Annotated in this window: 23 protein-coding genes, 1 tRNA gene and 2 pseudogenes; 14 read left to right on the top strand and 12 right to left on the bottom strand. The window is 54.8% G+C overall.

The window, feature by feature from the left end:
- Window positions 1-220: 220 nt before the first annotated feature.
- Genes CPA59_RS09605 through yejF form a run of 4 tightly spaced genes read left to right on the top strand, consistent with a single transcriptional unit; the run spans window position 221 to window position 5,755 of the window.
- Window positions 221-2,035: an extracellular solute-binding protein gene (locus CPA59_RS09605; protein WP_107759169.1), complete on the top strand. Its 1,815-nt coding sequence runs from the start codon at window positions 221-223 to the stop codon at window positions 2,033-2,035.
- 9 nt (window positions 2,036-2,044) lie between these two features.
- A complete protein-coding gene (locus CPA59_RS09600) occupies window positions 2,045-3,139 on the top strand; it encodes a microcin C ABC transporter permease YejB (RefSeq protein ID WP_038918796.1) in 1,095 nt (364 codons plus the stop codon).
- Complete coding sequence (locus tag CPA59_RS09595; RefSeq protein ID WP_107759168.1) at window positions 3,136-4,161, top strand: ABC transporter permease; 1,026 nt, start codon at window positions 3,136-3,138, stop codon at window positions 4,159-4,161. The genes CPA59_RS09600 and CPA59_RS09595 overlap by 4 nt, the downstream gene beginning before the upstream one ends.
- 1 nt (window position 4,162) lies before the next feature.
- Window positions 4,163-5,755, top strand: coding sequence for a microcin C ABC transporter ATP-binding protein YejF (yejF, locus tag CPA59_RS09590; protein WP_038918794.1), 1,593 nt, complete (start codon window positions 4,163-4,165; stop codon window positions 5,753-5,755).
- A gap of 72 nt (window positions 5,756-5,827) precedes the next feature.
- On the opposite strand, the gene CPA59_RS09585 is transcribed toward yejF, so the two are convergent.
- The 3 genes from CPA59_RS09585 to rsuA form a co-directional block, all read right to left on the bottom strand.
- Window positions 5,828-6,172 carry a YejG family protein gene (locus CPA59_RS09585; RefSeq protein WP_038918792.1) on the bottom strand — a complete coding sequence of 115 codons (345 nt, stop codon included), beginning with the start codon at window positions 6,170-6,172 and terminating at the stop codon, window positions 5,828-5,830.
- A 358-nt stretch (window positions 6,173-6,530) separates the two neighbouring features.
- Window positions 6,531-7,655: a Bcr/CflA family multidrug efflux MFS transporter gene (locus tag CPA59_RS09575; protein ID WP_237431766.1), complete on the bottom strand. Its 1,125-nt coding sequence runs from the start codon at window positions 7,653-7,655 to the stop codon at window positions 6,531-6,533.
- A 156-nt stretch (window positions 7,656-7,811) separates the two neighbouring features.
- On the bottom strand, window positions 7,812-8,510 hold the full coding sequence (gene rsuA, locus CPA59_RS09570) for a 16S rRNA pseudouridine(516) synthase RsuA (protein WP_038659563.1): 699 nt from the start codon (window positions 8,508-8,510) through the stop codon (window positions 7,812-7,814).
- A 256-nt stretch (window positions 8,511-8,766) separates the two neighbouring features.
- Here rsuA and CPA59_RS09565 point away from each other — a divergent pair, with 256 nt between their 5' ends.
- From CPA59_RS09565 to rplY, 3 genes are all read left to right on the top strand, one after another.
- Window positions 8,767-9,006, top strand: a complete 240-nt coding sequence (locus CPA59_RS09565) for a YecH family metal-binding protein (protein WP_107759167.1) — start codon at window positions 8,767-8,769, stop codon at window positions 9,004-9,006.
- Complete coding sequence (locus CPA59_RS09560) at window positions 9,006-10,796, top strand: DEAD/DEAH box helicase (protein ID WP_107759166.1); 1,791 nt, start codon at window positions 9,006-9,008, stop codon at window positions 10,794-10,796. The genes CPA59_RS09565 and CPA59_RS09560 overlap by 1 nt, the downstream gene beginning before the upstream one ends.
- A gap of 157 nt (window positions 10,797-10,953) precedes the next feature.
- Window positions 10,954-11,241 carry a 50S ribosomal protein L25 gene (gene rplY / locus CPA59_RS09555; protein WP_038918788.1) on the top strand — a complete coding sequence of 96 codons (288 nt, stop codon included), beginning with the start codon at window positions 10,954-10,956 and terminating at the stop codon, window positions 11,239-11,241.
- 181 nt (window positions 11,242-11,422) lie between these two features.
- On the opposite strand, the gene CPA59_RS09550 is transcribed toward rplY, so the two are convergent.
- From CPA59_RS09550 to yejK, 4 genes are all read right to left on the bottom strand, one after another.
- Window positions 11,423-12,640, bottom strand: a complete 1,218-nt coding sequence (locus CPA59_RS09550; protein ID WP_049854363.1) for an OFA family MFS transporter — start codon at window positions 12,638-12,640, stop codon at window positions 11,423-11,425.
- A 185-nt stretch (window positions 12,641-12,825) separates the two neighbouring features.
- Window positions 12,826-13,560 carry a LytTR family DNA-binding domain-containing protein gene (locus CPA59_RS09545; RefSeq protein WP_038659577.1) on the bottom strand — a complete coding sequence of 245 codons (735 nt, stop codon included), beginning with the start codon at window positions 13,558-13,560 and terminating at the stop codon, window positions 12,826-12,828.
- Between the two features lie 25 nt (window positions 13,561-13,585).
- Window positions 13,586-15,286 carry a sensor histidine kinase gene (locus tag CPA59_RS09540; RefSeq protein WP_107759165.1) on the bottom strand — a complete coding sequence of 567 codons (1,701 nt, stop codon included), beginning with the start codon at window positions 15,284-15,286 and terminating at the stop codon, window positions 13,586-13,588.
- 144 nt (window positions 15,287-15,430) lie between these two features.
- The gene (gene yejK, locus CPA59_RS09535) at window positions 15,431-16,441 is read right to left on the bottom strand and encodes a nucleoid-associated protein YejK (protein ID WP_042859586.1); all 1,011 of its coding nucleotides are present in this window, start codon (window positions 16,439-16,441) and stop codon (window positions 15,431-15,433) included.
- 161 nt (window positions 16,442-16,602) lie between these two features.
- Between yejK and CPA59_RS09530 the strand changes: the two genes are divergently transcribed.
- The 5 genes and pseudogenes from CPA59_RS09530 to CPA59_RS09510 all read left to right on the top strand — a co-directional run bounded on the left by CPA59_RS09530 (window position 16,603) and on the right by CPA59_RS09510 (window position 21,022).
- Entirely contained in the window at window positions 16,603-16,833 is a 231-nt protein-coding gene (locus CPA59_RS09530) for a YejL family protein (RefSeq protein ID WP_013317597.1), read from the top strand.
- A 13-nt stretch (window positions 16,834-16,846) separates the two neighbouring features.
- A complete protein-coding gene (gene yejM / locus CPA59_RS09525; RefSeq protein ID WP_038918784.1) occupies window positions 16,847-18,619 on the top strand; it encodes an LPS biosynthesis-modulating metalloenzyme YejM in 1,773 nt (590 codons plus the stop codon).
- A gap of 78 nt (window positions 18,620-18,697) precedes the next feature.
- Window positions 18,698-18,774: transfer RNA gene (locus CPA59_RS09520), tRNA-Pro, on the top strand.
- A gap of 186 nt (window positions 18,775-18,960) precedes the next feature.
- Window positions 18,961-20,211, top strand: a pseudogene (locus tag CPA59_RS09515) (integrase domain-containing protein).
- A gap of 211 nt (window positions 20,212-20,422) precedes the next feature.
- On the top strand, window positions 20,423-21,022 hold the full coding sequence (locus CPA59_RS09510; protein WP_255412293.1) for a hypothetical protein: 600 nt from the start codon (window positions 20,423-20,425) through the stop codon (window positions 21,020-21,022).
- 466 nt (window positions 21,023-21,488) lie between these two features.
- On the opposite strand, the gene CPA59_RS09505 is transcribed toward CPA59_RS09510, so the two are convergent.
- The 5 genes and pseudogenes from CPA59_RS09505 to CPA59_RS09485 all read right to left on the bottom strand — a co-directional run.
- Window positions 21,489-21,884 carry an Imm63 family immunity protein gene (locus CPA59_RS09505; RefSeq protein WP_049854362.1) on the bottom strand — a complete coding sequence of 132 codons (396 nt, stop codon included), beginning with the start codon at window positions 21,882-21,884 and terminating at the stop codon, window positions 21,489-21,491.
- The gene (locus CPA59_RS09500; protein ID WP_038659597.1) at window positions 21,881-22,111 is read right to left on the bottom strand and encodes a hypothetical protein; all 231 of its coding nucleotides are present in this window, start codon (window positions 22,109-22,111) and stop codon (window positions 21,881-21,883) included. The genes CPA59_RS09505 and CPA59_RS09500 overlap by 4 nt, the downstream gene beginning before the upstream one ends.
- A 229-nt stretch (window positions 22,112-22,340) precedes the next feature.
- Complete coding sequence (locus CPA59_RS09495; RefSeq protein WP_049854361.1) at window positions 22,341-22,724, bottom strand: hypothetical protein; 384 nt, start codon at window positions 22,722-22,724, stop codon at window positions 22,341-22,343.
- A 300-nt stretch (window positions 22,725-23,024) separates the two neighbouring features.
- Window positions 23,025-23,450 (bottom strand): glutaredoxin-dependent arsenate reductase, encoded by a 426-nt coding sequence (arsC, locus tag CPA59_RS09490; protein WP_107759163.1) that lies wholly within the window; start codon window positions 23,448-23,450, stop codon window positions 23,025-23,027.
- A 43-nt stretch (window positions 23,451-23,493) separates the two neighbouring features.
- Window positions 23,494-23,805: pseudogene (locus tag CPA59_RS09485) on the bottom strand (ArsB/NhaD family transporter); the annotation flags it as partial.
- A 371-nt stretch (window positions 23,806-24,176) separates the two neighbouring features.
- Here CPA59_RS09485 and CPA59_RS09480 point away from each other — a divergent pair.
- Both CPA59_RS09480 and CPA59_RS09475 read left to right on the top strand, forming a co-directional pair.
- Entirely contained in the window at window positions 24,177-25,199 is a 1,023-nt protein-coding gene (locus tag CPA59_RS09480) for a sensor domain-containing diguanylate cyclase (protein ID WP_100849405.1), read from the top strand.
- A 783-nt stretch (window positions 25,200-25,982) separates the two neighbouring features.
- Window positions 25,983-26,348, top strand: coding sequence for a protease inhibitor I42 family protein (locus CPA59_RS09475; RefSeq protein WP_038918774.1), 366 nt, complete (start codon window positions 25,983-25,985; stop codon window positions 26,346-26,348).
- The last annotated feature ends 43 nt before the right edge of the window (window positions 26,349-26,391 follow it).

Below are 26,391 nucleotides of genomic sequence, written 5' to 3'. Positions count from 1 at the left end.
TTCAAAACGCCGCTCGTCAGACAGCGGCGTTTTTTATTGCGTCACTCGCCTTCCCGGTAACAACTTGGATCGATTAACAGTAGGTTTGACGCCTTATTTCATGATAAAACAGAACACCATAGCGTCCGGCATCGTGATTGCCAGGAATTTCAGGCACTTTCTCCGGTAAACCGGCTTTTCGTACGGAGAAACATGAGGTTATCAGGAGTCCGCCATTTCGATGTTTACACGTGCACTTATCGCCGTTTTGCTGTCTGCCTGCACCTGGCTGGCCTATGCGGAACCGACCACACAACAGGCTTATGCGTTCGCCACGCTGGGCGAACCAAAATACCGGCAGGGCTTTACCCACTACGATTACACCAATCCATCGGCCCCCAAAGGCGGCAAAGCCACACTCAGCGCGCTGGGCACCTTCGATAACTTTAACCGCTTCGCCTTGCGCGGTCTGGCCGCCGCCCGCACCGAAAGCCTGTACGACGCTCTTTACGTCAGTTCGGAAGACGAACCCGCCAGCTACTACCCGTTGATTGCGCTTACCGCCCGTTACGCCAGCGATTACAGCTGGATTGAAGTGGAGATGAATCCCGCCGCGCGTTTTCACGACGGCTCACCGATTACCGCCGCCGACGTGGCGTTCACCTTCAATATGTTCATGACGCAGGGCGTGCCGCAGTTCCGTCTGTACTACAAAGGCGCCGAAGTCAAAGCAGTCACCCCGCACACGGTCCGCTTTACTTTCCCTGAACCAGACAAGGAAAAGATGCTGGGGATGCTGACCTTGCCGGTCATGCCGGAGAAATTCTGGCGCGACCACAAACTCAGCGACCCGCTGAACACCCCGCCGCTGGCCAGCGGCCCCTATCGCATTACCGATTACCGCATGGGCCAGTACGTGATTTATTCGCGCGTGACCGACTACTGGGCTGCCGACCTGCCGGTCAATCGCGGCCGCTACAACTTCGACCAACTGCGTTATGACTACTATCTGGACGACAGCGTAGCGTTGGAAGCCTTCAAGGCCGGCGCGTTTGATCTGCGCATAGAGGGTTCACCCAAGCACTGGGCGACCCAGTACGAAGGCGGCAATTTCGCCCGCGGCTACATTCGCAAGAAAGATGAAACCAATCGGGCGGCGCAGGATACCCGCTGGCTGGTGTTTAACATCCAGCGGCCGCAGTTTAGCGATCGTCGGGTGCGTCAGGCGCTGGCGCTGGCCTTTGACTTCAACTGGATGAACAAGGCGCTGTTTTTTAATAGCTATCAGCGCCCCAACAGCTTTTTCCAGAACACCGAGTACGCGGCGCAGGGAACGCCATCGGCGGACGAACTGGCCTGGCTGACGCCGCTGAAAGACAAGATCCCCGCCGACGTCTTCGGCCCGGCATACCGGCCGGAAGGCTCCGACGGTAGCGGTTACGACCGCGCCGGCCTGCTTAAGGCGCTGCAACTGCTGCAACAGGCGGGTTGGGAACTGAAAAATCAGGTGCTGGTGAATAAACAAACTGGTCAACCTTTCCGTTTCGAACTGCTGCTGCCGAGCGCCGCCAACTCCATCTATGTGCTGCCGCTCCAGCATAGTCTGGCGCGACTGGGTATCCGCATGGAAGTACGCAGCGTCGATAGCCCGCAGTTCAACAACCGATTTCGCAAGCGCGATTTCGACATGATCCCGAAGCTGTACCCGGCGATGCCCTACCCCAGCTCGGACCTCGCCATCAGTTGGAGTTCCGGCTATATCAATTCCTCCTATAACTCGCCGGGGGTACAGGACGCCGCCATCGACCAGTTGATCGACAACATCATTCGCCATCAGGGCGACAAACCGGCGCTATTGTCGCTGGGACCGGCGCTGGACAGAGTGCTGACCTGGAACCAGTTCGCCATACCGATGTGGTATTCCAATCACGACCGTTTCGCTTACTGGAACAAATTTGCCATGCCTGCAACCCGCCCGGCCTATACGCTGGGTATCGACAGCTGGTGGTATGACGCTGACAAAGCGGCCACCCTGCCGGCAGCAGCGCGTCGATAAGGAGCCGATGTGGGAACTTACCTGTTACGTCGACTATTGCTGGTGATCCCCACGCTGTGGGCAATCATCACCATCAACTTTTTTATTGTGCAGGTCGCGCCGGGCGGCCCGGTCGATCAGGCCATCGCCTCGATTGAAATGGGCCAGGGCAGCGGTTTTAGCGCCGGCGGGGACGGCGGCGGGCTGGCGCGCGGGCCGGGCGGCGGCAAGCCGTCGGTGGAAAACACCTATCGCGGCGCTCGCGGGCTGGATCCGGAAATCATCGCGGAAATCACCAAACGTTACGGCTTCGATAAACCACTGCACGAACGCTATTTCAAATTGATCTGGGATTACGTGCGGTTTGACTTCGGCAACAGCCTGTTTCGCGGCTCGTCGGTCATTGCCCTGATTAAAGAGAGTATGCCGGTATCGATATCCCTCGGGCTGTGGAGCACGCTGATCATTTATCTGGTCTCCATTCCGCTCGGCATCAAAAAAGCGGTGCGCAACGGCTCGGCCTTTGACGTATGGAGCAGCACGCTGATTATCGTCGGCTACGCTATCCCGGCGTTCCTGTTCGCGATTCTGCTGATCGTGCTGTTCGCCGGCGGCGGTTATCTCGACTGGTTCCCGCTGCGCGGGCTGGTGTCGCCGCATTTTGACAGTCTGTCCTGGTTTGACAAGGTTATCGACTATCTGTGGCACATTGCGCTACCGGTGCTGGCGATGGTGATTGGCGGTTTCGCCACGCTGACCATGCTGACCAAAAACTCGTTTCTGGATGAAATCCGCAAGCAGTACGTGGTCACCGCCCGCGCCAAAGGGCTGGATGAAAAACGAATTCTCTATCGCCACGTATTTCGCAACGCCATGCTGTTGGTGATCGCCGGTTTCCCCGCCACGTTCATCAGCATGTTTTTTACCGGCTCGCTGCTGATCGAGGTGATGTTCTCCCTCAACGGTCTTGGACTGCTGGGATACGACGCCACCCTGCAGCGCGATTACCCGGTGATGTTCGGCACCCTGTACATTTTCACCCTCATCGGCCTGCTGCTGAACATTCTCAGCGACATGACCTATACGCTGGTTGACCCGCGTATCGATTTCGAGGAGCGCCAATGAGCCGTCTAAGCCCCATTAATCAGGCGCGTTGGGCGCGCTTTCGCGCTAATCGTCGCGGCTACTGGTCGCTGTGGATTTTTCTGGTGTTATTTGTCGTTACCCTGTGTTCGGAGCTGGTCGCCAACGACAGACCGCTGCTGGTGCGCTACCAGGGGCAGTGGTACGCGCCGTTTATGGTGGATTACAGTGAAACCACCTTCGGCGGCCAGTTGGCGACGCCGGCGGATTATCGCGATCCCTGGCTGGAACAGCGGCTGGAGCAAGGCGGCTGGACGCTGTGGCCGCTGATTCACTACCGCTACGACACCATCAACTACGCCACCCAACGCGCGTTTCCGTCGCCGCCGTCGCGCCAGAATCTGCTCGGCACCGACAGTCAGGGGCGCGACGTGCTGGCGCAGGTGTTGTATGGCTTTCGCATTTCCATTCTATTCGGGCTGGCGCTGACGTTGCTGTCCAGCCTGATCGGCATCGTAGTGGGCGCATCTCAGGGGTATTACGGCGGGCGTGTGGACCTGTGGGGACAGCGCCTTATCGAAGTCTGGTCCGGGATGCCGACGCTGTTCTTGATTATCCTGCTCTCCAGCGTGATCCAACCGAATTTCTGGTGGTTGCTGGGCATTACCGTGCTGTTTGGCTGGATGGCGCTGGTCGGCGTAGTGCGGGCGGAATTCCTGCGTACCCGCAATTTCGACTATATCCGCGCGGCGCAGGCGATGGGCGTCAGCGATCGCGCCATCATGTTTCGCTGCATGCTGCCCAACGCCATGGTCGCCACCCTCACCTACCTGCCGTTCATTCTCTGCGGCTCCATCACTACCCTGACCTCGCTCGACTTTCTGGGCTTTGGTCTGCCGATGGGGTCCGCTTCGCTCGGCGGGTTGTTGCTGGAAGGGAAAAACAACCTGCAGGCGCCGTGGCTTGGCATCACGGTCTTCATGGTGCTGGCGGTAGTACTGTCACTGCTTATCTTTATCGGCGAAGCGGTTCGCGACGCTTTTGACCCCAGCAAGGCGCATTGATATGTCCGCACAACCTTTACTTGAAATCCGGGACCTGAGCATTGCGTTTCGCAACGGCGGCCAGCAGCGACAGGTGGTCGATCAGGTCTCGCTGAGCATTGAGGCCGGAGAAACGCTGGCGCTGGTCGGCGAGTCCGGCTCAGGCAAAAGCGTGACCGCGCTGTCGGTGCTGCGTTTGTTGCCCTCGCCGCCGGTGGTCTACCCGCACGGCGACATTCTGTTTGCCGGCGAATCATTGCTGAACGCCAGCGAGCAGCGGCTGCGCCAGATTCGCGGCGACCGGATTGCCATGATCTTTCAGGAACCGATGGTGTCCCTCAACCCGCTGCACACCATCGAAAAGCAATTGGCGGAAGTTCTCTCGCTGCACCGGGGCATGCGCCATGACGCCGCGCGGGGCGAAATCGTCGGCTGTCTTGAACGCGTCGGTATTCGTCAGGCGGCGCGGCGACTGGCGGACTTTCCCCACCAGCTTTCCGGCGGCGAACGCCAGCGGGTGATGATCGCAATGGCATTGCTGACGCAACCCGCCTTGTTGATTGCCGACGAACCAACCACCGCGCTGGACGTCACCGTACAGGCGCAAATTCTGGATCTGCTCAACGAGCTGAAACAGGAGCTGAACATGGGGCTGCTGTTCATTACCCACAACCTGAACATTGTGCGTCGGCTGGCGGACCGGGTGGCGGTGATGCAGGCCGGACGTTGCGTGGAGCAGAACCAAACCCGCGAACTGTTCAGCGCGCCGCAGCATCCGTATACCCGGCAGTTGCTGGATGCCGAGCCGGCAGGGGAAGCCTTGCCGCTGGAACAGACCGCCGCGACGCTGCTGGATGTTCGGGATCTGGGCGTCAGCTTCCCGATCCGACGTGGCCTGTTACGTCGTACCGTGGGAGAAAAATCGGTGCTGCAGGCGCTCAGCTTTAGCCTGCGCCGCGGAGAAAGCATCGGGCTGGTGGGCGAATCCGGTTCCGGCAAGAGCACCACCGGGCTGGCGTTGCTGCGGCTGCTGCGCAGCCGTGGCGAGATCTGGTTTGACGGCCAGCCGCTGCACCATTTTAACCGTAAGCAGATGCTGCCGGTACGTCGTCGCATTCAGGTGGTGTTTCAGGATCCAAACGGTTCGCTGAATCCCCGCCTGAATGTGGAGCAGATTATCGCAGAAGGGCTGCGGGTGCATCACCAGTTAAGCCCGGCGGAACAGACGCAGCGAGTGATCCAGGCCATGCAGGAAGTCGGACTGGACCCGGACAGCCGCCATCGCTATCCGTCAGAGTTTTCCGGCGGTCAGCGCCAGCGTATCGCCATCGCCCGGGCGTTGATCCTGCAACCGGAACTCCTGATTCTTGATGAACCGACCTCATCGCTCGATCGCACGGTGCAGGCGCAGATTCTGACGCTGTTGAAAACCCTGCAGCAGACCCACCAGTTGGCCTACCTGTTCATCAGCCACGATCTGCACGTGGTGCGTGCATTGTGTCATCAGGTTATTGTGCTGCGGCACGGCGAAGTGGTGGAGCAAGGCGAGTGTCGGCAACTGTTTGAGCATCCACAGCAGGATTATACCCGGCAGTTGCTGCAACTCTCGGCCTGACTATTACTATTGGCCCGTTCGGGAAAGCATGGGGAAAGGCGTTACAGCAGCATCGTTACCGATGCTGCCGCTTCAGAAAGGATATTGAGCGCAGACGGATTCGGCGATCGCCACGCCGACGTCTTTCAGGCGGCACATGGCGGCGCTCTCATCCTGGCGATGCAGGAACAGGCATGGCTCGCCCTCCCACTCCACTATTGCGCACTGCAGCTGGATATCATCCAGTGATTGGTTGAGGTGGCGCATAATCTGGCGGGCCTCTTCGCCGTCGTGGCTGAGCAGTTTAAAACCAATCAGATAACTGTCGTCATCCATGCTGCAAAGCGGAATCGGTTCAACTTTGATGCCAGTAAAACCGGATAACCAGCGGTAACTTTGCGGCAAGCGATGAACTACCGAAAGTTGGAGAGTATTCACAGCGGTCTTCCTCAGCTAAGCTGCTTTAAAATTCACAAAATTATAACATAACCCAGCAAAATTTTTTGCTATGCACCCTTCTTTTCTCACCATCAGGATACAAAAAAGCAACATGTTTTCATGATGAGCCCGTCCCAGAAGCATGGCGCTCAGATTGGTAACCGTTCAAAACGTTAACGAGATCACGATTTTGACTGGTTTTGCGCTATATGTAACCTTTTATTCCCGATATCTCAATCATTTTCTTCAAATCGTTCACTTTCGATTCAATATTTTCACATTTTAGGAACAACCGGCGGGGCGCTGCCGGCGGGTTGCCGGCAGCAGAAGCAGGAAAGAGGAGAACAGAAGAGACGTCTTAACGCCGACCCGCGTACAGAAATAAGCCGAATGCGCCTGCCGAGCAGAACGCCATCGCGCCCACCATCGGCCATACGCTCTGGAACGTCGCCAGCGACAATAACGTTCCTACCAGCGAGCCCAACCCAAAGCGCATGGTGCCGGCCAGCGAAGACGCCGTTCCGGCCATATGGGGGAAATCGTCAAGAATCACCGCCATCGCGTTGGACGCCACCGTGGCGACACAGCCCACGAATGCCGCGACGCCGATCACCAGCGGGATAAACCCTAAATCGAAGCAGCTGACCACCACCAGCCATATCCCCATCACAAACTGGATAATCAGCCCCAGCCGGAACATAAACATCGCCCCCATACGCGACACGATACGGCTGTTGAGCAATGTCATCAGGAACAGGAACACGATGTTCAGCGCAAAATAGTAGCCAAAATGCTGGGGCGACACGCCATTAAGGTCGATATACACAAACGGCCCGGCGCTCAGAAAGGCAAACATGCCGGAAAACGACAGTCCGCTGGCAAACATATAGCTGAAGACGCGACGATGGCGAACCAACAGCAAAAAGTTCCCCAGCGTGGTACGCAAATGGAAACGCTGCCGTCGCTCCGCCGGTAGGGTTTCACGGATAAACAGCCACACCAGCACTGTCGCCACCAGCGACGCGGCGGCGATAGTCCAAAAGATCGCGTGCCAGCTGAGCCAGAACAGCAATGCGCCGCCGATGATCGGCGCCAGCAGCGGCGCCACCGTCATCACCAGGATCACGAACGACATCATGCGCGAGAATTCATCCTTCGAAAACATGTCCCGCATCAGCGCGTTGATCACCACGTTGGCCGACGCGGCCGACAAGCCGTGCAGGAAACGCATATGAATCAACTGGTCGACCGTTTGCGACAGCGCGCAGGCGGCAGCGGCCAGAGTAAAAATCAGCACGCCGCCCAGAATAACCGGCTTACGGCCGATGCTGTCCGACATCGGGCCGTAAAAAACCTGACCGATGGCAAAACCGAGCACATAGGAGCTGAGGGTCATCTGCACCCGACCCGGATCGACCGAAAACTCTTTTGCGATCACCGGCAGCGCCGGTAAATACATATCGATGGCGATTGGCATCAGCATCGATATCAACCCCAGAATAAAAATCAGACCGACGCGCGAGGATGATTGTGGTTGCACGAAAAGCGGTTCTCCAGGTAGACGACGGTTTCCCGCCACCTGACGGCGGCGGACAAAAGGACTTAACAAAGAACAAGGCGATAGCCGACGGTCTTGCGACTATTGCCCGATGCTGGCCACCTCTTCCGGCGTCAGCGGCCGATATTCGCCGGGCTCCAGCGCGTCATCCAGCGCAATCGCGCCGATGCGTTCACGATGCAATGCCACGACATGGTTGCCAACCGCGGCAAACATGCGTTTGACCTGATGGTAGCGACCTTCGCTGATGGTCAACCGCACCTGGTGCTCAGAAATCGGCTCCAGCGTCGCCGGGCGGGTCAGGTCCTTCTCGCCGTGTAATTGCACGCCGGCCTGAAAATGCTCCGCGGTGTCTGGCGCCAGCGGCTGTTCCAGCGTCACCAGATAGGTTTTTTCACAATGGTGCTTCGGCGAGGTAATACGATGCGACCACTGGCCGTCGTCGGTCAGCAGCACCAGACCGCTGGTATCGATATCCAGCCGGCCGGCGGCGTGCAGCTTGTGCGCCACCGGTTCATCAATAAAGTATAAAATCGTCGGATGGTCGGGGTCGTCGGTTGAACACACATACCCCTGCGGCTTATTGAGCATGAAATAACGCGGCCCGTTCTGCTGTTCAAGCACATTGTCGTCAAACGCCACTTCATGGTCCGGCAGCAGTTTGAACGCGCCGCTCTTCACCACCTCGCCATTTACCGTTACACGCTGCGCACGCAGTTCACGCGCTATCAGCGAGCGGCTGATCCCCAACTGTTGGGAAAGAAATTTATCCAATCGCATTAATGAGTACTGCCTATGGTCATCACGAATTGCCGGTCAGTCATGGCGCTGAGCGCCACCTGATAGGAAAAGGCGTCGGCTTTCACACCGGATATTGATATAAACCGCCCTTCTGCGCCGTTTAAAAAAAGCATAATAAAAGCAACTTTACTGTTCTTCCACCCTGCTCGTCACCGGGCAGGAAAGGGAGAGTATACCGCGACGTTTCGCCGTATTGGCGGCATTTCATCGCCCGATAATTATCAGGAGCCCTATTATGTCATCGATTCACGGTCATGAAGTATTACATATGATGGTGGCCGCCAACAGATCCTTTACCACTGATGAACTGATCGCCGCCATTGAGGCGCGTTTTGGCCGCGAGGCCCGTTTTCACACCTGCTCCGCCGCCGACATGACCGCTGCCGGGCTGGTGCAATTTCTGGCTGACAAAGGCAAATTCATTCCGCAAGATAACGGGTTTACCACACATGAAAGTAAAATCTGCCGCCACTGATGTCATTTACACTGCGCCCGTACCAGCAAGAAGCGGTTGACGCTACCCTTGCCTATTTTCGTCAGCATACCGCCCCGGCGGTCATCGTTTTACCCACCGGCGCCGGCAAAAGCCTGGTGATCGCCGAGCTGGCGCGGCTGGCGCGCGGCCGGGTATTGGTGCTGGCGCACGTCAGGGAACTGGTGGAGCAGAATCACGCCAAATATTGCGCGCTGGGGCTGCAGGCGGACATTTTCGCCGCCGGGCTCAACCAGCGCGACAGCGAAGGCAAGGTGGTGTTTGGCAGCGTGCAATCGGTGGCGCGCCACCCCGACAAATTTGATGACGCCTTCTCGCTGCTGATCGTCGATGAATGTCACCGGATTAGCGACGATGAAAACAGCCAGTACCAGCAAATCATCCAGCATTTGCAGCAGGCCAATCCCCAGTTGCGGTTGCTGGGATTGACCGCCACCCCTTATCGCCTCGGCCGAGGCTGGATCTATCAGTACCACTATCACGGCATGATCCGCGGCGACGACAGCTGCCTGTTCCGCGATTGCATCTACGAACTGCCGCTGCGCTACATGATCCGACATGGTTTTCTGGTGCCGCCGGAGCGGCTGGACATGCCGGTGGTGCAGTACGATTTCAGCCAACTGGCGGCGCGCAGCAACGGGCTGTTCAATAATGGATCGTTCAATAACGGATCGTTCAGCGATGTGGAGCTGAACCGGGAATTGAAGCGTCAGCAACGGGTCACGCCACACATCGTCCGCCAGATTACGGAGTACGCCGCTAACCGACGGGGTGTGATGATTTTCGCCGCCACGGTTGAACACGCGCGGGAAGTCGAAGGGCTGCTGCCGGCCGGCGAAGCGGCGTTGATCAGCGGTGAAACGCCCGCACCGCAGCGGGATGCGTTGATCGCCGCCTTCAAGCAGCAACAGCTGCGCTATCTGGTCAACGTGTCGGTGCTGACTACCGGCTTTGATGCGCCGCACGTCGATGTGATCGCCATTTTGCGCCCGACGGAGTCCGTCAGCCTCTATCAGCAGATAGTCGGCCGCGGTTTGCGCCTGTTTCCCGGCAAAACCGACTGCCTGATTCTGGACTACGCCGGCAACCCATTCGACCTCTACACGCCCGAAGTCGGCCACAGCAAACCGCACAGCGACAGCCAGCCGGTGCAGGTGTTCTGCCCACAGTGCGGCTTCGCCAACCTGTTCTGGGGAAAATGCACCGATGACGGCACCGTGATTGAGCATTATGGCCGCCGTTGTCAGGGCTGGCAGGCGGACGAACAAGGGCGGAGGCAACAATGTGATTACCGCTTCCGTTTCAAAAGCTGCCCGCATTGCGGTGCGGAAAACGATATCGCCGCCCGGCGCTGTCAGACGTGCGAAGCGGTGCTGGTCGATCCGGACGACATGCTGAAAGCCGCGCTAAAACTGAAAGACGCGTTGGTGCTGCGTTGCAGCGGCATGAACCTGCAACACGGCGCCGACGCCAAAGGCGAATGGCTGCGCATCACCTACTACGATGAAGACGGCGCCGACGTCAGCGAACGTTTCCGGCTGCACACCGCCGCCCAGCGCAACGCCTTTACGCATGTTTTTCTGCGAGCGCACCAGCGCGCGCCCGGCGTTCCCTTCCACTGGCAGCGTGCTGACGATGTCGTCGCGCAGCAGGCGCTGCTGCGTGCGCCGGACTTCGTGGTGGCCCGTTTGCAGGGCAAATTCTGGCAGGTGCGGGAAAAAATCTTCGATTATCAGGGCCGCTATCGCCGCGCCCATGAGCTACGCGGCTAATTTGCGGCGGTTTTATTTGCCCGCGACGCCATATTCCGCTAGAATCTCGCCCGCTTTTATTTCGAATAACAGCATCGTTATTTGAATGACAAGCATGATTATCCCGCCTGTTGCTGGGTCGCCTGTAACAGGTTCATTTTATCAAGTAGAGAAAGCAATGATTACTATCAACGCAGAAGTACGTAAAGAGCAGGGTAAGGGTGCGAGCCGCCGCCTGCGCACTACCGGTAAATTCCCCGCCATCGTTTACGGCGGCAGCGAAGCACCGGTTTCCATCGAACTGGACCACGATATCGTCAAAAACCTGGAAGATCGTAACAGCGAAGGCCTGTACGGTGAAATCGTCCTGGTTGTCGATGGCAAAGAAACCAAAGTAAAAATCCAGGCTGTTCAGCGTCACCCGTTCAAGCCGAAACTGACTCACATCGACTTCGTTCGCGTTTAATCACGCATAACGTCTTCGACGAGCCAGCAAAAACGCCGCACATGTTGCGGCGTTTTTGTTTTTCTCTCTTCCTTAGATTTTCTGTCGTCTCATCCAATCGTTACCATTGCTATCTCTCCCGCAAAAAAAAGCCACCGCATGATGGCAGTGGCGTTTGGCTACACGAAGAGTGCGAGGTTTATCAGGCGTGGCTGCCCTGTGCGACCAAGGGCGCATCCTGCTCGTGCGGCGCTTTCGGCGGCTGGATGAACAGGGTAATCACCAGCGACACCACCGACAACAGCGCAATGGCGATAAAGGTACTGTGGAATCCGCCCAACGCAGCGGCGATAAAGGAGCCAGCCAACGGGCCCAGACCAAATCCCTGATAAATCAGCCCGTAGTTTTTACTGTGGTGCTTCAGGCCAAAGAAATCCGCCACAATCGCCGGATACACGGTGATATTGCCGCCGAAACAGAAGGCCACCGCACCGGTACACAGGAAGAACGTCATGCCGTTAAGCGGCAGGAGCGCCATTACCGTCACCGCCAGCGCGGTCACCAGCAGCGTAAAGTTCAGCACCCGCAGGCGGCCCACTTTGTCGGACAGATAGCCAAGAATAAGACGCCCGGCGGTATTGCAGATAGCAATCGCCGATACCACGCTGGCAGCGGTCACCGCATCCAGCCCGGCCATTTTCACGCCGATATCCTTCGCGATGCCAATCAGGTACAAACCGCTCATGCAGGAGGTGAAGAACACCACAAACAGCAGCCAGGCTTCTTTACGACGCAGCATTTCACTAACGGTAAAGTTGACGTTGCCGCCGTTAACGGCCGTCTGAACCGGCTGCACCGGCGCATCCTTCAGCAGCATGGCGCCGCCGGTGATCATCAGCAGCGCCATCGCGCCCCACCAGAAGAAGGTCTGAGACACGCCGACCTGCGCCAGCAACGCGCTGTTGATGTATTTGAACACCAGGCTGCCGGTACCGTACGCGCCGACTGAAATCCCGGCGATAACGCCCTTGCGATTCGGGAACCATTTAATCAGATTGGACAAGGTGGTGATGTACGCCGCGCCGTCGGCAAACCCGACCACTACGCCCACCAGCAGCCACAGCATCGACAACGATGACACCATAGAAGCAGCCATCAGCGCCGTTCCCAGCACCAGACCGGCGATCAGCGTCAGTTTACGGATACCGATGCGCTCCTGAATGCGCCCGGCAAACAGCGTGGCGAACGCCAGGAAAAAGCTGGTTAGAGAAAAGGTGGTAGCCACCGAACTGAGCGGCCAGTCGAATTTGTCGACCAGCGGTTGGTTGTAAAGACTCCAGGTGTAAATGGTCCCCAGCCCCATTTGGGCGAGGATAGTCCCTGCAATAATAACGCCGCGATTTGCCGGTTTACTGTTCATGCCGGTCCCCTTAATTTTTCTGATGTGAAGATAAAGCAGGCCGGAGCCTGCCGAATGGCACCAGTATAAAGAGGGGCTAAATCCACGGGGTTAATAAGGGCATGAACGGCATGAATCAGGGAATGAAATGCATCCAGGACGGTATCAATGACATTGAAGACATTTCATGCCTGGCCTATTTGTTGTTACAGCCGCATCAGTTGGCGAAACTCCCGCACTTTGCTGCGGCTGACCGGTACCTGAAAATCCAGGTCGCTCAGTTTGAGAATATAGGTGTTGTTGAACCAGGGTTCGATCTCGCGGATCTTGCTCAGGTTGACGCAGTACGAACGATGACACCGGAAAAAATAGGCTTCCGGCAACCGGCTGCAAAACTCGGTGATGTTCATCGACATCACGAACTCGTCACGCCGGGTATAGACAAAGGTCAGTTTTTCGTGGGATTCGGCGTAATAGATATCGTGAATATTGGTGACGATAATCCGTTTATCTTTGACCAGATTGATGGTCATCGGCGCCGGGCGGTTATCGCCGCCGGCATGGGTAGGCAACTGCTGTTGCTGCCAGGCCGCCTCAAGTTTTTGCAGCATGCCGACAATGCGGGTTTCATGGTAGGGCTTGAGGATATAGTCGAACGCTTCCAGTTCAAACGCCTCCACCGCATGATTCTTATACGCGGTGATGAAAACGATCAATGGCTTATGGGCAAACTGGCTGATGTTTTTCGCCAGCATCACCCCATCCAGCGATGGAATGTTGATATCAAGGAAGATCACATCCACCCGGTTATCCTGCAGGTATTTCAGCACATCGAGGCCATCGTCAAACACGGCGTCGACCTCGATCTGACTGTGTTGTTTAATCAGCCAGCTCAGCTCCTGCTGCGCCAGAAATTCATCTTCGACAATGATCGCTTTCACGCTTTTCTCCTACCGCCAGCCCCGTTCACGAGGGAAACGCCACCATACTCTCCGAACGGTTGACGTTGTCCCGGGTGATAAAAAATTCGATTTCCGTGCCGGGGTTGAGCCGGCGAATCCGCAGCCCCTCACCATACAGCAGTTTAATCCGGTGATGCACATTGAGCAGGCCAATCTTGTTGCCCGGCAGTTCATTGCGCTCGACGCGGGCGATCACCTCATCACTGATGCCGCTGCCGGTATCCCGAACCGCCACCCGAATGCGTTCCCCTTGCTCCTGAATACTCAGCGTCACCACGCCCTTGCCTTTACAAGGCCGGATGCCGTGCACAATCGCGTTTTCAATCAGCGGCTGAATCAACAGGCTGGGAATATGGCAACTGACTTCTTCATCAATGTCGTAAATCACCGTCAGCTTGTCGCCGAAACGGGCCTGCTCAATGGCGATGTAATCCTTGACCTGATAAAGCTCGCTTTTAATATCAATCAGTTCCTCGTCATTGCGCTCCAGGTTATAGCGCAGATAACGCGACAAATTGATAATCAGCTGACGCGCCGTATCCGGGTTCAGCCGGATAGAGGTGGAAATGGCATTAAGCGCATTAAACAGGAAATGCGGGTTGATTTTACTTTGCAGCGCCCGCAATTCGGCCCGGTTGGCCATATCGCGCAATTGTTCGGCCCGCGAGACTTCAAGCTGGGTGGAAATGATCTGCGACAGCCCGATCGCCATCTCTTTCAACGACCAGGTGATACGATGCGCCCGCCGGTAATAGATCTTGAGCGTGCCGGTCACTTCGCCTTTTTCCCGCAGCGGAATCACGATCATCGAATGAATTTCCGGGGTACGGTAGGCCTCATCGTTATTTTTGATGATGATCTTCCCGCTCTTTAACGCCAGTTGGGTGGTCGGGCTGAGATCGCGATCGCCGCTGTGGTAATTCTCCTCCCCTACCCCAACGTAGGCCAGTACCTGCGAAGTATTGGTGATCGCCACCGCGTCGGCATCGATGTCACGGCGGATAATATCGCATACCGTACTCAATGACTGGCTATTGATATGGCGGAATAGAGGTAGCGTTTTGTTGGCGATATCCAGCGCCAGTTTGGCCTGTTGGGCGGCAATCGCCTCCTTTTCCCCTTCCACGCTGCGCACCAGCAGCACAATCAGGCCAATGCTGACCGCCCCCAGAATCATCGGAATAGCGATGTGGGCGACGATATCCAGCCCCAGCGAGAACGGCCGCGCCCACAGCACCACCAGCAACATGGTCAGCGACTCGCACAGCATGCCGCCGGCAATACCCACGCTCCAGTGGCGATCGCGCGGAATACGCCGGTGAATCCAGGCGGACATAAACCCGGCCACAATACTGGTGATCAGACAAGGTATCGAGGTAATGCCATGAATATCGATCAGATAGCGGTGCACACCGGCGATGACCCCGGTGGTGATGCCGACCCACGGCCCAAACAGGATACCGCCGGACATCACCGCCACCACCCTTACGTTGACCAGCGAACCTTCCACATTGATGCCGGACCAGGTGCTAAACAGCGCGAACAGAGAAAAAATAGCGGTGACCACGGCCAGGTCAAAGCGGGAATGCTCGTCCTGCTGAAGCAACTGGCGGAAATGACGGGTTCGCGTCAGGAAAAACAGGCAAATAAGCATCAATGCCGCACGGTCGTACACCGCCAGCAACATGTCAAAGGTCGAACGCACGGGAATCTCACAACACAAGCAGTCGAATGCCCATCATAAAACAGCGGGCAAGCGCTGCCAAACCGGTTTACAGGCAGGGATAGCCCCTGCCTGAACGCGCCGCTCGCCGCACACGGCGGAAAACGGGCCGAAGAAAAGAAAAAATCAGCGCTCGCCGCCGCCAAGCCGGCGCTGTAATTGATCGCGCAGATTAGGCGGCGTGCCTTTGATGGTCAGGGTATCGGTAGCCGCATCCCAGAAAATGCGTTCGCCCAGCAACAGCGCGTCAAAATTGATGCTAAGCCCGCCGCCGCTGCCGGCGAACTTGGTCAACTGGCGCAGCGTGCCGCGATCCGCCGGAAAACTCTCTTCCAGCTCATAGCCCTGCTCGGCCGTGAACGCCTGAAACGTCTTGTCGCCCAGCGGCGGCAACTCGTTCGACAGCGCTTCCAGTTCAATCTCTTCGCCCGCCTGCAACTGCTCGTTGCAGTAACTGTACACTTGCTGACGGTATTGCTGACGCTCGTTCTTGTCCAGTTCGGCGTCGGCGCAATAGTCATCCACCGCCTTCAGCAGCCCCTTGTTCTGCGCTTTGGTATCCAGCCCTTCCGCCGCAGCCAGAAAATCCATGAAAAAATCAGATACTTTGCGGCCGACACGGCCTTTGAGGAAGGTCAGGTAGCGAGTCGATTCCGGGCTGGTTTCCCATTCGGTCAGGTCGATGCGCGCCACGATATCCGCATGGTGGATGTCCAGATAATGGGTACTGCTGATATCCAGTTGTTCATTGACCCTCAGACTGTTGCAGCTGTTCAGCACCGCAATCAGCAGGTACTCCACCGCCAGATAGCGATACTGACAGAACAGCACCACGCCGCCTTCGGCGAACGGGTATTTGGCCAGTTCATCACGTAACCGGCCGGTGGCGGCGCGGGAGAATGCCAGAAAGTCATCATCGCCCTTGCGACAGGAACGCAATGCCGTCGCCAGTTCGCTCTCTTCATTAAACAGGCCGTACGCCTTGCTTTTGGCGCTGTAAACGCGGTGCAGTTCCGCCATCATATCGCTGACCGCGCCGTTCACGGTCAACAGCGAATCCCGCAGCACCATCTCCAGTGACTGCTCGTCGCGCTTGATCAACTGGTGCAGGGCAATCTGGTCGATATCCAGACTCATGGTAAACTCTCCTTCTAGTAAGGCGCGTATTCAAGCACCTGACGTTTCGGCATGCAACTCAAAGCATCCCGGTTCTGACGATCATCATTGATAAAAGTGCGGAAAACCACGCCCCTATACGGTAATATATTTGCCTTTCATCACCTGAGATACACGATTTTATGCCACAATCATCCCGTTACAGTGACGAGCAAATCGAACAGCTGCTGTCTGATCTGGTCAATGTGCTGGAAAAGCACCACACCCCGACCGATCTCGCACTGATGGTGCTCGGCAACATGGTCACCAATCTGCTCAATACCAGCATCGCTAATCCGAAACAACGCGAAGCGCTGGCTGGCTCGTTTGCCGACGCGTTGCAGGCGTCCATAAAAACCAACGACATCCACTGATACCGGCCCGTTTATGGTAACCAACCGTCCGCGCTACCGTGAAAAAGTCTCCCAGATGATCAGCTGGGGGCACTGGTTCGCCCTGTTCAACATTCTGCTCGCGCTGGGGCTGGGTAGCCGCTATCTGTTCGTTGCCGACTGGCCGTCGTCGCTGGCCGGGCGAGTCTATTCGCTGGTGAGTTGGCTGGGACATTTCAGCTTTATCGGTTTTTCAGCCTACCTGCTGATCATTTTCCCGCTGACATTTATTGTGATGTCGCAGCGCTTGCTGCGCTTCCTGTCCGCCGCGCTCGCCACCACCGGGCAGACGCTGCTGATTGTCGATGCCGCGGTGTTCGGCCGCTTCCATTTGCACCTGAACATGACCGTCTGGGATCTGGTGACCAACCCGGATCAAAGCGAGATGGTGCGCGACTGGCAGTTGCTGTTTATCAGCGTGCCGGTGATCTTCATGGTAGAGATGCTGTTCGGCACCTGGTGCTGGCAGAAGTTACGCAGTCTGGGTCGCCGCCATTTCGCCAAGCCGCTGGCGGCGGTATTCATCGTCGCGTTTTGCCTGTCTCACCTGATGTACATCTGGGCGGACGCCAACTTCTACCGGCCGATTACCATGCAGCGCGCCAATCTGCCGCTCTCCTACCCGATGACGGCGCGTCGTTTCCTGGAAAAACACGGCCTGCTCAACGCGCAGGAGTATGAACGTCGTCTGGCGTTGCAGGGCAACCCCGACGCGGTATCGGTGGAATACCCGCTCAGCGACATCAGCTTCCGCGACGCCGGCAGCGGCTACAACCTGCTGCTGGTGGTGATGGACAGCGTACCGGATCAGGATACGCCCCGCTCCATGCCTAATCTGGCGCGCTTCGCCGAAGCAAACGTACGCTTCAGCAACCATTTCAGCGCCGGAACCCAGCAGGATGGCGGTCTGTTCAACCTGTTTTATGGCATCTCCACCACCTACATGGATGGCGTGCTGGGCAGCAGCAAACCGTCGGCGCTGATCAACGCACTGAGCCAGCAGGGCTACCAGTTCGGCCTGTTCTCGGCCAGCGGATTCAGCAGCCCGCTTTACCGTCAGGCGTTGTTGTCAGACTTTTCGCTGCCGCCGGCACAGCCGCAGAGCGATGAGGCCATTACCACCCAGTGGACCAAATGGCTGGATAACAATACCGATGCACGCTCTCCGTGGTTCTCGTTTATCGAATTCAACCACAGTGAGCTTAGCAGCAACGGCCGCCCGGTTTCGGCCAATGACCAACAACGCCGTTATCGTCAGGACACCGCTAGCATTGATGAACAGATCGATCGCATCATCACTACGCTGCGCGAGAAAAACCTGCTCGACAAAACGGTGGTGGTGATTACTGCCGAGCAAAGCAGCGCCGAGCGTCTCAAAGACGACGACCCGTCGCCGATGAACCGCGAACATCGTCAGGTGCCGCTGGTCGTGCACTGGCCGGATACCCCGGCGCAGACCATCAGCAAAATGACCGACCCGAAAGACGTGATGACCACGCTGATGCAGCGTCTGCTGCATGTGAAAACCGCAACCGAGGATTACTCTCAGGGTGAGGACCTGTTCAGCGCCGAGCGCCGCACCAACTGGCTGCTCAACGGGGACAACAATGCGCTGACCATCATCACGCCACAGCAGGTTATTGTGTTGGGACGCAACGGCAACTACCGTGCTTACGACGCCAGCGGTCGGCTATTGCCAAACGAAAAACCCCAGCTGGGGCTGCTCTTGCAGGTGCTGACGACCGAACGGCGATTTATTGCCAACTAACTGCCTAAATCTAAAGCAGTCGTTCGGGGCGGCTATTGCAATCGGGTCAGGAAACGGTAGTATAGCGGCCCATAGCATCGGCACGTAGCGCAGCCTGGTAGCGCACCGTCATGGGGTGTCGGGGGTCGGAGGTTCAAATCCTCTCGTGCCGACCAAATATAACTTCCGTAAGTACCGGTTACTGACGGAAACCCCACAGAACCCGCATCCTCTCTGAGTTTGCGGGTTTTTTGTTGCCTGTTATCTGCCGGGATACCCCGTTTACAGCCGGAAACTTTGGGACTACATTTGGGACTAACTCGGCATAGTCCCATAAAACCGTAGTCCCAAAGGAAACGATCATGGCAATTCAGGCAAAGCCCCTCACCAACACGGAAGTCAAAGCCGCCAAAGCGACGGATAAAGAATTGTCATTGCATGACGGCGGCGGGCTGCTGCTGTTCGTCAAACCATCTGGTACAAAAACCTGGCGCTTTCGCTATTACCATCCACAGACCAAAAAGCGGACTACGCTCACCTTTGGCAGTTATCCAGCGCTCTCTTTGGCCGACGCCCGCCAAATGCGCGAAGCAGCCAAAGCACTTTTAGAAAAAGGCATCGATCCGCAATTCCACCAGCAACAGCAGCGCGAACAAGAGCAGGCAATCAGCCTGAATACGTTCGCCAAAGTCGCCGCCGACTGGTATGAAGTGAAAAAATCTCAACCGCTGGCCGAGAACACCATCAAAGATATCTGGCGCTCCCTGGAAAAATACGTGTTCCCGTTCATCGCAAACCAGCCTATCAGCCAGCTTACCGCCCGCCATTTCATCACCGCGCTGGAACCGATGCAGGCCAGCGGCAAACTGGAAACCGTTAAACGGGTTAGCCAGCGTATTAACGAAGTGATGGACTATGCCGTTAACTCCGGTCTGATACCGGCTAACCCGGCGGCGAAGATCCGCAAAGCGTTTCAGACGCCGGTGAAAACCCATATGCCAACCATCCGGCCAGAGGCATTACCTGGCCTGATGAAAACGCTATCGGTCGCCAGCATCGAGCTACAAACCCGGTTATTGATTGAATGGCAATTGCTGACCGTTGCCCGCCCGGCTGAAGCCGCAGAAACCCGCTGGAGCGAGATAGACCTTACGGAGAACACCTGGACAATTCCGGCTGGCCGCATGAAGATGCGCCGCGAGCACGTTATTCCCTTGCCCTCACAAGCGTTAGCCATTCTGGACGCCATGAAGCCAATCAGCGGCCACCGGGAATACCTGTTCCCTTCCGCTAAAGACCCGAAATAGCCGATGAACAGCCAAACCGCTAACGCCGCATTGCGTCGCATGGGTTACAAAGGCGTGCTGGTGTCCCACGGTTTGCGCGCTATCTTCAGTACCGCCGCCAACGAAGCAGACTTCCCGCCGGACGTCATCGAAGCCGCGCTAGCTCACGTTGACACCAATGAAGTGCGCCGCGCTTACAACCGCTCCACCTATCTGGAGCAACGCAAGGTACTGATGTGCTGGTGGGGTGAGTTTGTTGAAACCGCCGCCACCGGTAAGGCGATGGCTGCAGACGGCGCAAAAGGGCTACGAGTGATTAACGCCTAATACTGTTTATTTATACAGTTATTTGTTGATTCCTGTTACAGCACTTCCTAAAATGGCGCTATCCGGTGAAAACCGATAGAAACCAGTACATTGCACTGGCCCTATCACCACGGGCCTTTGCATTCGACACTCTAGCCGAGGGAATATGCTGAAAATACCCAGACACATGCGGGGACTGATCGAGGTCACAGCACAACAGGTTGCTAGCGTTATGGCATCGCAAGGTAACGAAGATGCGCCTGTCTCTTACTGCGTTGATGACTTCCTGCCTGACTCCGTTCCCTATTACCACCATGAAGCTGAAACCGAAAACTATCTACAAACCATTTTTCAGGCGGTCAGATTTGGCGTAATAAAACCGATCCGCGCCTCAGCGACGCACGCATGGGGCGACACCACCAACATATGGACAACCAAGATTGACGTAGACACTATCAATCAACACACGGAAATTCATGATGCCACCTTCCTGGCTACCGAGATTTGGCCGTGGGCTAACCAATTACTTTCTGATGATTCACCCTGGTATGGCTTTTCCGATCCCAAAAAAGACACACCATTACCAGAAAATTGGGGTGAATTCGCCAATCGTGATACCGCATTACTTCTTATCGCGGGTTTGGCAAAGGCACTTGAAGGTAAAAGTGGTGGTGTTTATAAGTGGGGCAACAAGCTGAATCAGAAAAAACTGGCGGAAGATGCAGCGCTAGCGGTGAGTTGCGTATTTGGCACCGGAGAACCCGACAAAACAGAATCTTTTCGTAAGTTAATTGGCGAAGCATTAAACTGCATTAACTCAGACTTAAACTGACAATTTTCGCGGACAGAACACAATCAAATCTGACAGACTGCATTGAGCGAAGAACGGTATTAACCGTGTTATGTTAGGCAACATAGAACTGAAAACCTAAACAGGATGTCATTCCAGTGAAAGTAAACAATTGCCAGACTTGCGGCCAACCGATGAGCAAAACACCAGAAACTCTGAATTTTGACTGTGGCGGTGATTGTTTAAATTGCATGGCTTGGCATGGTGATCCAGACGCAATTGAGATTGTTGAGAGACTGACTGGCGAGAAAGTTAATGTCCGTGGAAGCTCATATCGCTCCAGTAAGATTGAAGGGCAGCAATGAGCGAGAAGCGAAACTTTGCAATTCCTCTCATCGCCGAGGGATTATTGACATTGCGTGTATTAATCAACGGGGAGCAGGTCACTGGTCAAAAAGCGATTAATAAACATTAATAATAAAATGCATATGAAGATAAGCGTCAACCGTTATAGCTTGAGGAGCGCTGCAAATTCCTTGTGCTTTCTTGTAGCCCATTCGGGCTTGATAGAAAGCATTAGATGATACTGTTTTCGGAAATATACATCTCTGAACGTTCTGTCTGGAGAGCTATTCAAAGCCGCATAGCTTGAAGCCATACCACGTACACCACAGTCAGTGAACCAATAAAGGATGTCTTCGTCACTACGGGTCACATTACGCTCCCTTTCGATGCCTCTTTCACTGACGATGAAATGGTATTCCTCCCCATGAATTTCCAGATGTGGAGTAGCGAAACCATCAGGTTTGTCAGGGATGATGAAGTAATGATTTGGCCTTACTCCTCCACCAAGTTGCTGACCAATTTTAAGGAGCTCCGCTCTCAGTTCTTCGATTGTTTTCATCGGAATATGCTTTTCTTGTATTTCAGCCACTCATCCCAGACGAATTCTGCGTCAATATCAGGATAGCCGCGGTCCCTAACCATCTCCTTTGCAATTTCCTCTGGCAGTTGAACGGCGGTAGCATCATCGCGTATTGACTCAATTTCTTGCCGGGTCAATTCACGACCAGCTTCCTTCTCTTTTGCCTCCAACAATACGACCAGCGCAGGGATGAATACTATAGTCATTTTTTGTTCAACTCTGATATTTCAACATAAAGCAGATAGCTACTCTTCAGGATAATTATCGACTTTTCACGATAAAACTTCAGGCTTACATAGAGTCGTCCCTAAGATGCTTCGGCTACCGCGTATCGCCTGTAGGACTTTGACCGGCATGTGAGGCACTACCTACACGTTACATCAGGCGCCGCAAGGTTAAACTTGTCCTTTCTGGCCCGTTGTTGCGATATTCAAATCACTCAAGGGATACGTTGTAGTCATCGATAACCCACATTAAAACTACTCTTGGTGTATCTTTTGTACTAATTCTGAAGTTGCGCTTCAGCCGCTGCACGATCATCACCGTAGAGAGTTCGTTACCCAAATATGAGATAGTCAATTTTTTCCCCATGTTCTTATCGGTAATATCCTCCAATTGCTCGCCACATCTATCCATAAGATAAATGCCTAAGCTATCCGCCCCCGTTTCATCCTGCCTCACGTAATGAATGGACTTTATGCACGACGAATCGAAGATATGATTTTGGGTTCCAACCGAAAATTTAAACTCCCCTTTTTCTGCATACGACGCAAATGGTATGAGTAAAGACAAACATAATAAGCCGATCTTACTAGACATTTTATCCTCTATTATGGGAGAAAAACCGCTATGGACCGCCCCAGGACATGGCGAAACCTCAGAAAGAAATTTGCGAACATAATAATACGCTTTGGTTGCATACCAACGTCCTGGATAGATGTGCCGGGCGATAATACCAGACGTTGAATTAAGCTTCGCACATTCATCTGTAAGTCACAGGGAAAACTGGCTTATGAAATGTGGTAAATGCTTAGCGTCTTTATCAGCAGCGCGTAAACGATGCTGCACAAACGAGTTTTCTCACGCACTTCCTGCACATTCCAGGTTTTCAATTCCATTCTATTCCACTCGCCTCCCGAATTTATCGACGACTATCTCGCCATCCTCTTTGGTAAATTCCCCCTGCTGCGCATCGGGTAAAATATCCAGTACCACCTCTGACGGGCGGCATAAGCGAGTGCCAAGCGGCGTCACGACAATCGGGCGGTTGATAAGAATCGGGTGCGTCAGCATGAAGGAGATCAATTGCTCATCGCTGAACCTATCTTCGGCCAGCCCCAGTTGTGCATAAGGCTCTACATTTTGACGTAATAGCGCCCGGGGGCTGATCCCCATTGCGGAGATTAATCTGACCAGTTCGTCTCTCGACGGGGGTGTTTCAAGATAGTGAATGATGGTGGGTTCGACACCGCAATTACGAATCAGCGCCAGTGTATTACGGGAGGTTCCGCACGCGGGATTATGGTAGATGGTAATGTCTGTCATCGCTTTTCTCTTCAAACGGGTCTGCGGTGTACCACCGCGCAAGTCAGAGGGAAAGACGCAGCGCCAGGGCGGTCAGCGTCACAAACAGTACAGGAAATGTCATCACCGCACCAACGCGAAAGTCATCTCCCCATTTGATACGGTTCTCTTTCTGCGCCAGTACGTGTAGCCACAGCAACGTAGCAAGGCTACCGATGGGTGTCAGCTTTGGTCCTAAATCACAGCCGATGATGTTGGCGTAAATCATCGCGTCACGGATCACCAGCCAAAGCAGCCCGGCAAAGACAGCAGCAACCAGACTGACAGGCACGCCCAGCGGTTCTGGTACGAAAAAGTCAGTCAGCAACAAAACACCCCCGTTGTAAACCGTTCTCGTGCCGGCATGTATCAGCGCCGTCAGAATAATGAACAAGAGAGACAGTTCGCCGCGTTAACGAGAGTACGGGTCATCGGGAGCGGTTGACCGCAAGATTTCCCCCTCAAATTTCCACAAAAAACTTCTATTCTGGTCGCCAATGTTGGTTACCATGGATGTCCGTTGCTACAGGCACATAGACCCGCGGCTGCGATTAAACCGCATCAAAGCACAGTCGGAGAAAGTGTGATGTAGTGGATAACACGGACTCACAATCATAACAAAGAGAACCTGTGTCGCCGGTTGTTAAACATTAGCGTGTATCCGATGTGGTACGGTTGAGAACTTAAGGAACGGGGAGATTTGATTTCATGGCGGATAATCTGATTAAGCGCATTTCAGCCTCGCTGGAAACGGAAAAGACGTTGAAAGGGCTGGTCAGACAGTTGCTGCAGACGCTTGAACTGGTGACGAATATGGAATCGACCTATCTTACGCGCATCGAGTCGGAGCGTAATCTGCAGCACGTTGTCTTCTCGCATAACAGCAAAAAGATGCAGATTCCTGAAGGGCTGTCGGTTCCCTGGGGAGATTCGTTGTGCAAACGGGCGCTGGATGAAGGACGACGCTATATGTGCAACGTGCCAGAACACTGGGGAGACTCGCAAGCCGCGCGAGAACTCGATATCGCAGCCTATGTCAGTACGCCCGTGCTGTTAGACGATGGTTCGCTATACGGTACGCTCTGTGCCGCCAGTACGCAAAATCAACCGATTAACGAACGCAGCCAGCAAATCCTGCAACTTTTTGCCGAACTGATCGCGCAGTACATTCAGAAAGAACAACTGTTGCAGCAACTGCAGGAAGCGAATGAAGCGCTGACCACCGTTTCTTATACCGATGAGTTGACCCGGCTGCCAAACCGTCGTTCCATTTTTAATCAGCTACATCAGCTTTTTTCGCGGGCGCACTATACCGGGCGATACGTCATTATTGCGTTTGTTGATCTGGATGGTTTCAAGCACATTAATGATCATTACGGGCATAAGGTTGGCGATACCTTCCTGTTTGAAGTCGGTCAACGTCTGCAACAGGGGATACGCGCCGGCGACGTGCTTGGGCGTCTGGGCGGCGATGAATTTATCGTGGCGGGCTTTGGCGCGGCAACCCTTGCGGAATCGCTGACCATCTCACAGTCTCTCAAGACGCGGCTGACGGCGCGGTTGATAGGGTGCTTTGAGCTTAACACCTGCCGCATCGATTACGCCGGAGCCAGTATCGGGGCGATTGCGGTTAATCCGGTAACGGTCACCCCGGATGATGCGATGCGAGAAGCGGATGCAGTCATGTACGAAGAGAAGAAACGCCGGAAAAGCGTACAACTGTGCATGTAAACGCAAAGAGAGAGACGCCCGTCAGCAGCTGGGCGTTTCTTATAACAGACCAATGAACTCATCTCTCTTTCAGCCGAATAACCGGAAAAAAATAAACGGATGGTATCGAATTTTTCATCTGCCGATTGAATTTTTCGTCTGCTGATTGAAAGCGCATTGAAGGAATAATTAAAGCGCAGCCCATTATACTAAGCACGTCCCTGCCGGCAGAAATCAGGCACCCCAGCGTGTACTGAAAAATCAATATAATGCGCCATACAATAAAGTGCGTTTTCATCAGCGAACGCCGCAGGCGGAGTAAGTGATAGAGTCAGATAAACGCCCCGGCAGCGCCAATATACTACTCATTACGCGGATCATTATTTACCGCACCAACAGCACATTGGTTTATTAATAAAATTTAAATAATTCTATCTCTGCCGTTTTTATTCTTTATATAGTCATCACGAAAAATAACCCTGCACGACGAATAATGTCGTCACAATACAATTCACGCGCCACGCTAAGATATTTAGGTGATATTAATTTGCCATTTTCACATCTTGTGCCATCTTTTATAAAACATAAAATAACCTTATTTTTGAGGTAACCCTATGTCGCTACACATTTATTATCCCTCTGTGGTTTTCCCGCCATATTCGTTGCCTGAACACAGAGTGTCCTCTTCTTATATCGCTGATTATCATGGCGAGTATTACTACCTGCCCATGCAAAAACATGGGCCATAATCACCAATATGCAGGCCGTATTTTACTGTATTCACGATTATCTCTGGAGAACTTCATGAAAAGATTCGCTTTTGCAGTTGGTTTGATGTTCCCGCTGAGCGTCATGGCAGCCACGGCTGTCGATAATCAGCATAAAGAAACCAAAGTCGGCGAGCAGTTTGAAGTGACGCTGCCGGCCAACCCCAGCACCGGTTATACCTGGGCGATTAAAAAATTGCCGGATATCGTCGTGCTGACCGGCAAAACCTACAAACCCGGCGCCGACTGCCACGACAAAGTCGGATGCGGCGGCCATGAGATGTTTCACTTCAAGGCGGTGAAAGCAGGTACAGGCGAAATCGACCTGTCCTATGCCCGCCCGTGGGAAAAACAACCTCAGCCTGATGATAAAGAAGCGGTTATTAAGGTGACCGTCAAGTAACGCTCGCTTGTCGTTGGGCGACGTTTGGTACACTCGGCGTCCA

Source organism: Dickeya sp. Secpp 1600 (assembly GCF_003049805.1).
Lineage (GTDB): Bacteria > Pseudomonadota > Gammaproteobacteria > Enterobacterales > Enterobacteriaceae > Dickeya > Dickeya fangzhongdai.
The sequence above is the reverse complement of the archived record's forward strand: the minus strand, read 5'-3'. Positions and strand labels throughout refer to the sequence as shown.

Excerpts from the sequence above, each read along its gene's own strand:
- rsuA (WP_038659563.1), bottom strand. The coding sequence starts at position 8,510 with ATGCGATTGGATAAATTTCTTTCCCAACAGTTGGGGATCAGCCGCTCG.
- CPA59_RS09480 (WP_100849405.1), top strand. The coding sequence starts at position 24,177 with ATGGCGGATAATCTGATTAAGCGCATTTCAGCCTCGCTGGAAACGGAA.
- yejF (WP_038918794.1), top strand. The coding sequence starts at position 4,163 with ATGTCCGCACAACCTTTACTTGAAATCCGGGACCTGAGCATTGCGTTT.
- yejK (WP_042859586.1), bottom strand. The coding sequence starts at position 16,441 with ATGAGTCTGGATATCGACCAGATTGCCCTGCACCAGTTGATCAAGCGC.
- CPA59_RS09500 (WP_038659597.1), bottom strand. The coding sequence starts at position 22,111 with ATGACTATAGTATTCATCCCTGCGCTGGTCGTATTGTTGGAGGCAAAA.
- CPA59_RS09510 (WP_255412293.1), top strand. The coding sequence starts at position 20,423 with ATGGCATCGCAAGGTAACGAAGATGCGCCTGTCTCTTACTGCGTTGAT.
- CPA59_RS09575 (WP_237431766.1), bottom strand. The coding sequence starts at position 7,655 with ATGCTGATGCCAATCGCCATCGATATGTATTTACCGGCGCTGCCGGTG.
- CPA59_RS09495 (WP_049854361.1), bottom strand. The coding sequence starts at position 22,724 with ATGTCTAGTAAGATCGGCTTATTATGTTTGTCTTTACTCATACCATTT.
- yejM (WP_038918784.1), top strand. The coding sequence starts at position 16,847 with ATGGTAACCAACCGTCCGCGCTACCGTGAAAAAGTCTCCCAGATGATC.
- rplY (WP_038918788.1), top strand. The coding sequence starts at position 10,954 with ATGATTACTATCAACGCAGAAGTACGTAAAGAGCAGGGTAAGGGTGCG.
- CPA59_RS09550 (WP_049854363.1), bottom strand. The coding sequence starts at position 12,640 with ATGAACAGTAAACCGGCAAATCGCGGCGTTATTATTGCAGGGACTATC.
- CPA59_RS09530 (WP_013317597.1), top strand. The coding sequence starts at position 16,603 with ATGCCACAATCATCCCGTTACAGTGACGAGCAAATCGAACAGCTGCTG.
- CPA59_RS09595 (WP_107759168.1), top strand. The coding sequence starts at position 3,136 with ATGAGCCGTCTAAGCCCCATTAATCAGGCGCGTTGGGCGCGCTTTCGC.
- CPA59_RS09565 (WP_107759167.1), top strand. The coding sequence starts at position 8,767 with ATGTCATCGATTCACGGTCATGAAGTATTACATATGATGGTGGCCGCC.
- CPA59_RS09475 (WP_038918774.1), top strand. The coding sequence starts at position 25,983 with ATGAAAAGATTCGCTTTTGCAGTTGGTTTGATGTTCCCGCTGAGCGTC.
- CPA59_RS09560 (WP_107759166.1), top strand. The coding sequence starts at position 9,006 with ATGTCATTTACACTGCGCCCGTACCAGCAAGAAGCGGTTGACGCTACC.
- arsC (WP_107759163.1), bottom strand. The coding sequence starts at position 23,450 with ATGACAGACATTACCATCTACCATAATCCCGCGTGCGGAACCTCCCGT.
- CPA59_RS09505 (WP_049854362.1), bottom strand. The coding sequence starts at position 21,884 with ATGAAAACAATCGAAGAACTGAGAGCGGAGCTCCTTAAAATTGGTCAG.
- CPA59_RS09605 (WP_107759169.1), top strand. The coding sequence starts at position 221 with ATGTTTACACGTGCACTTATCGCCGTTTTGCTGTCTGCCTGCACCTGG.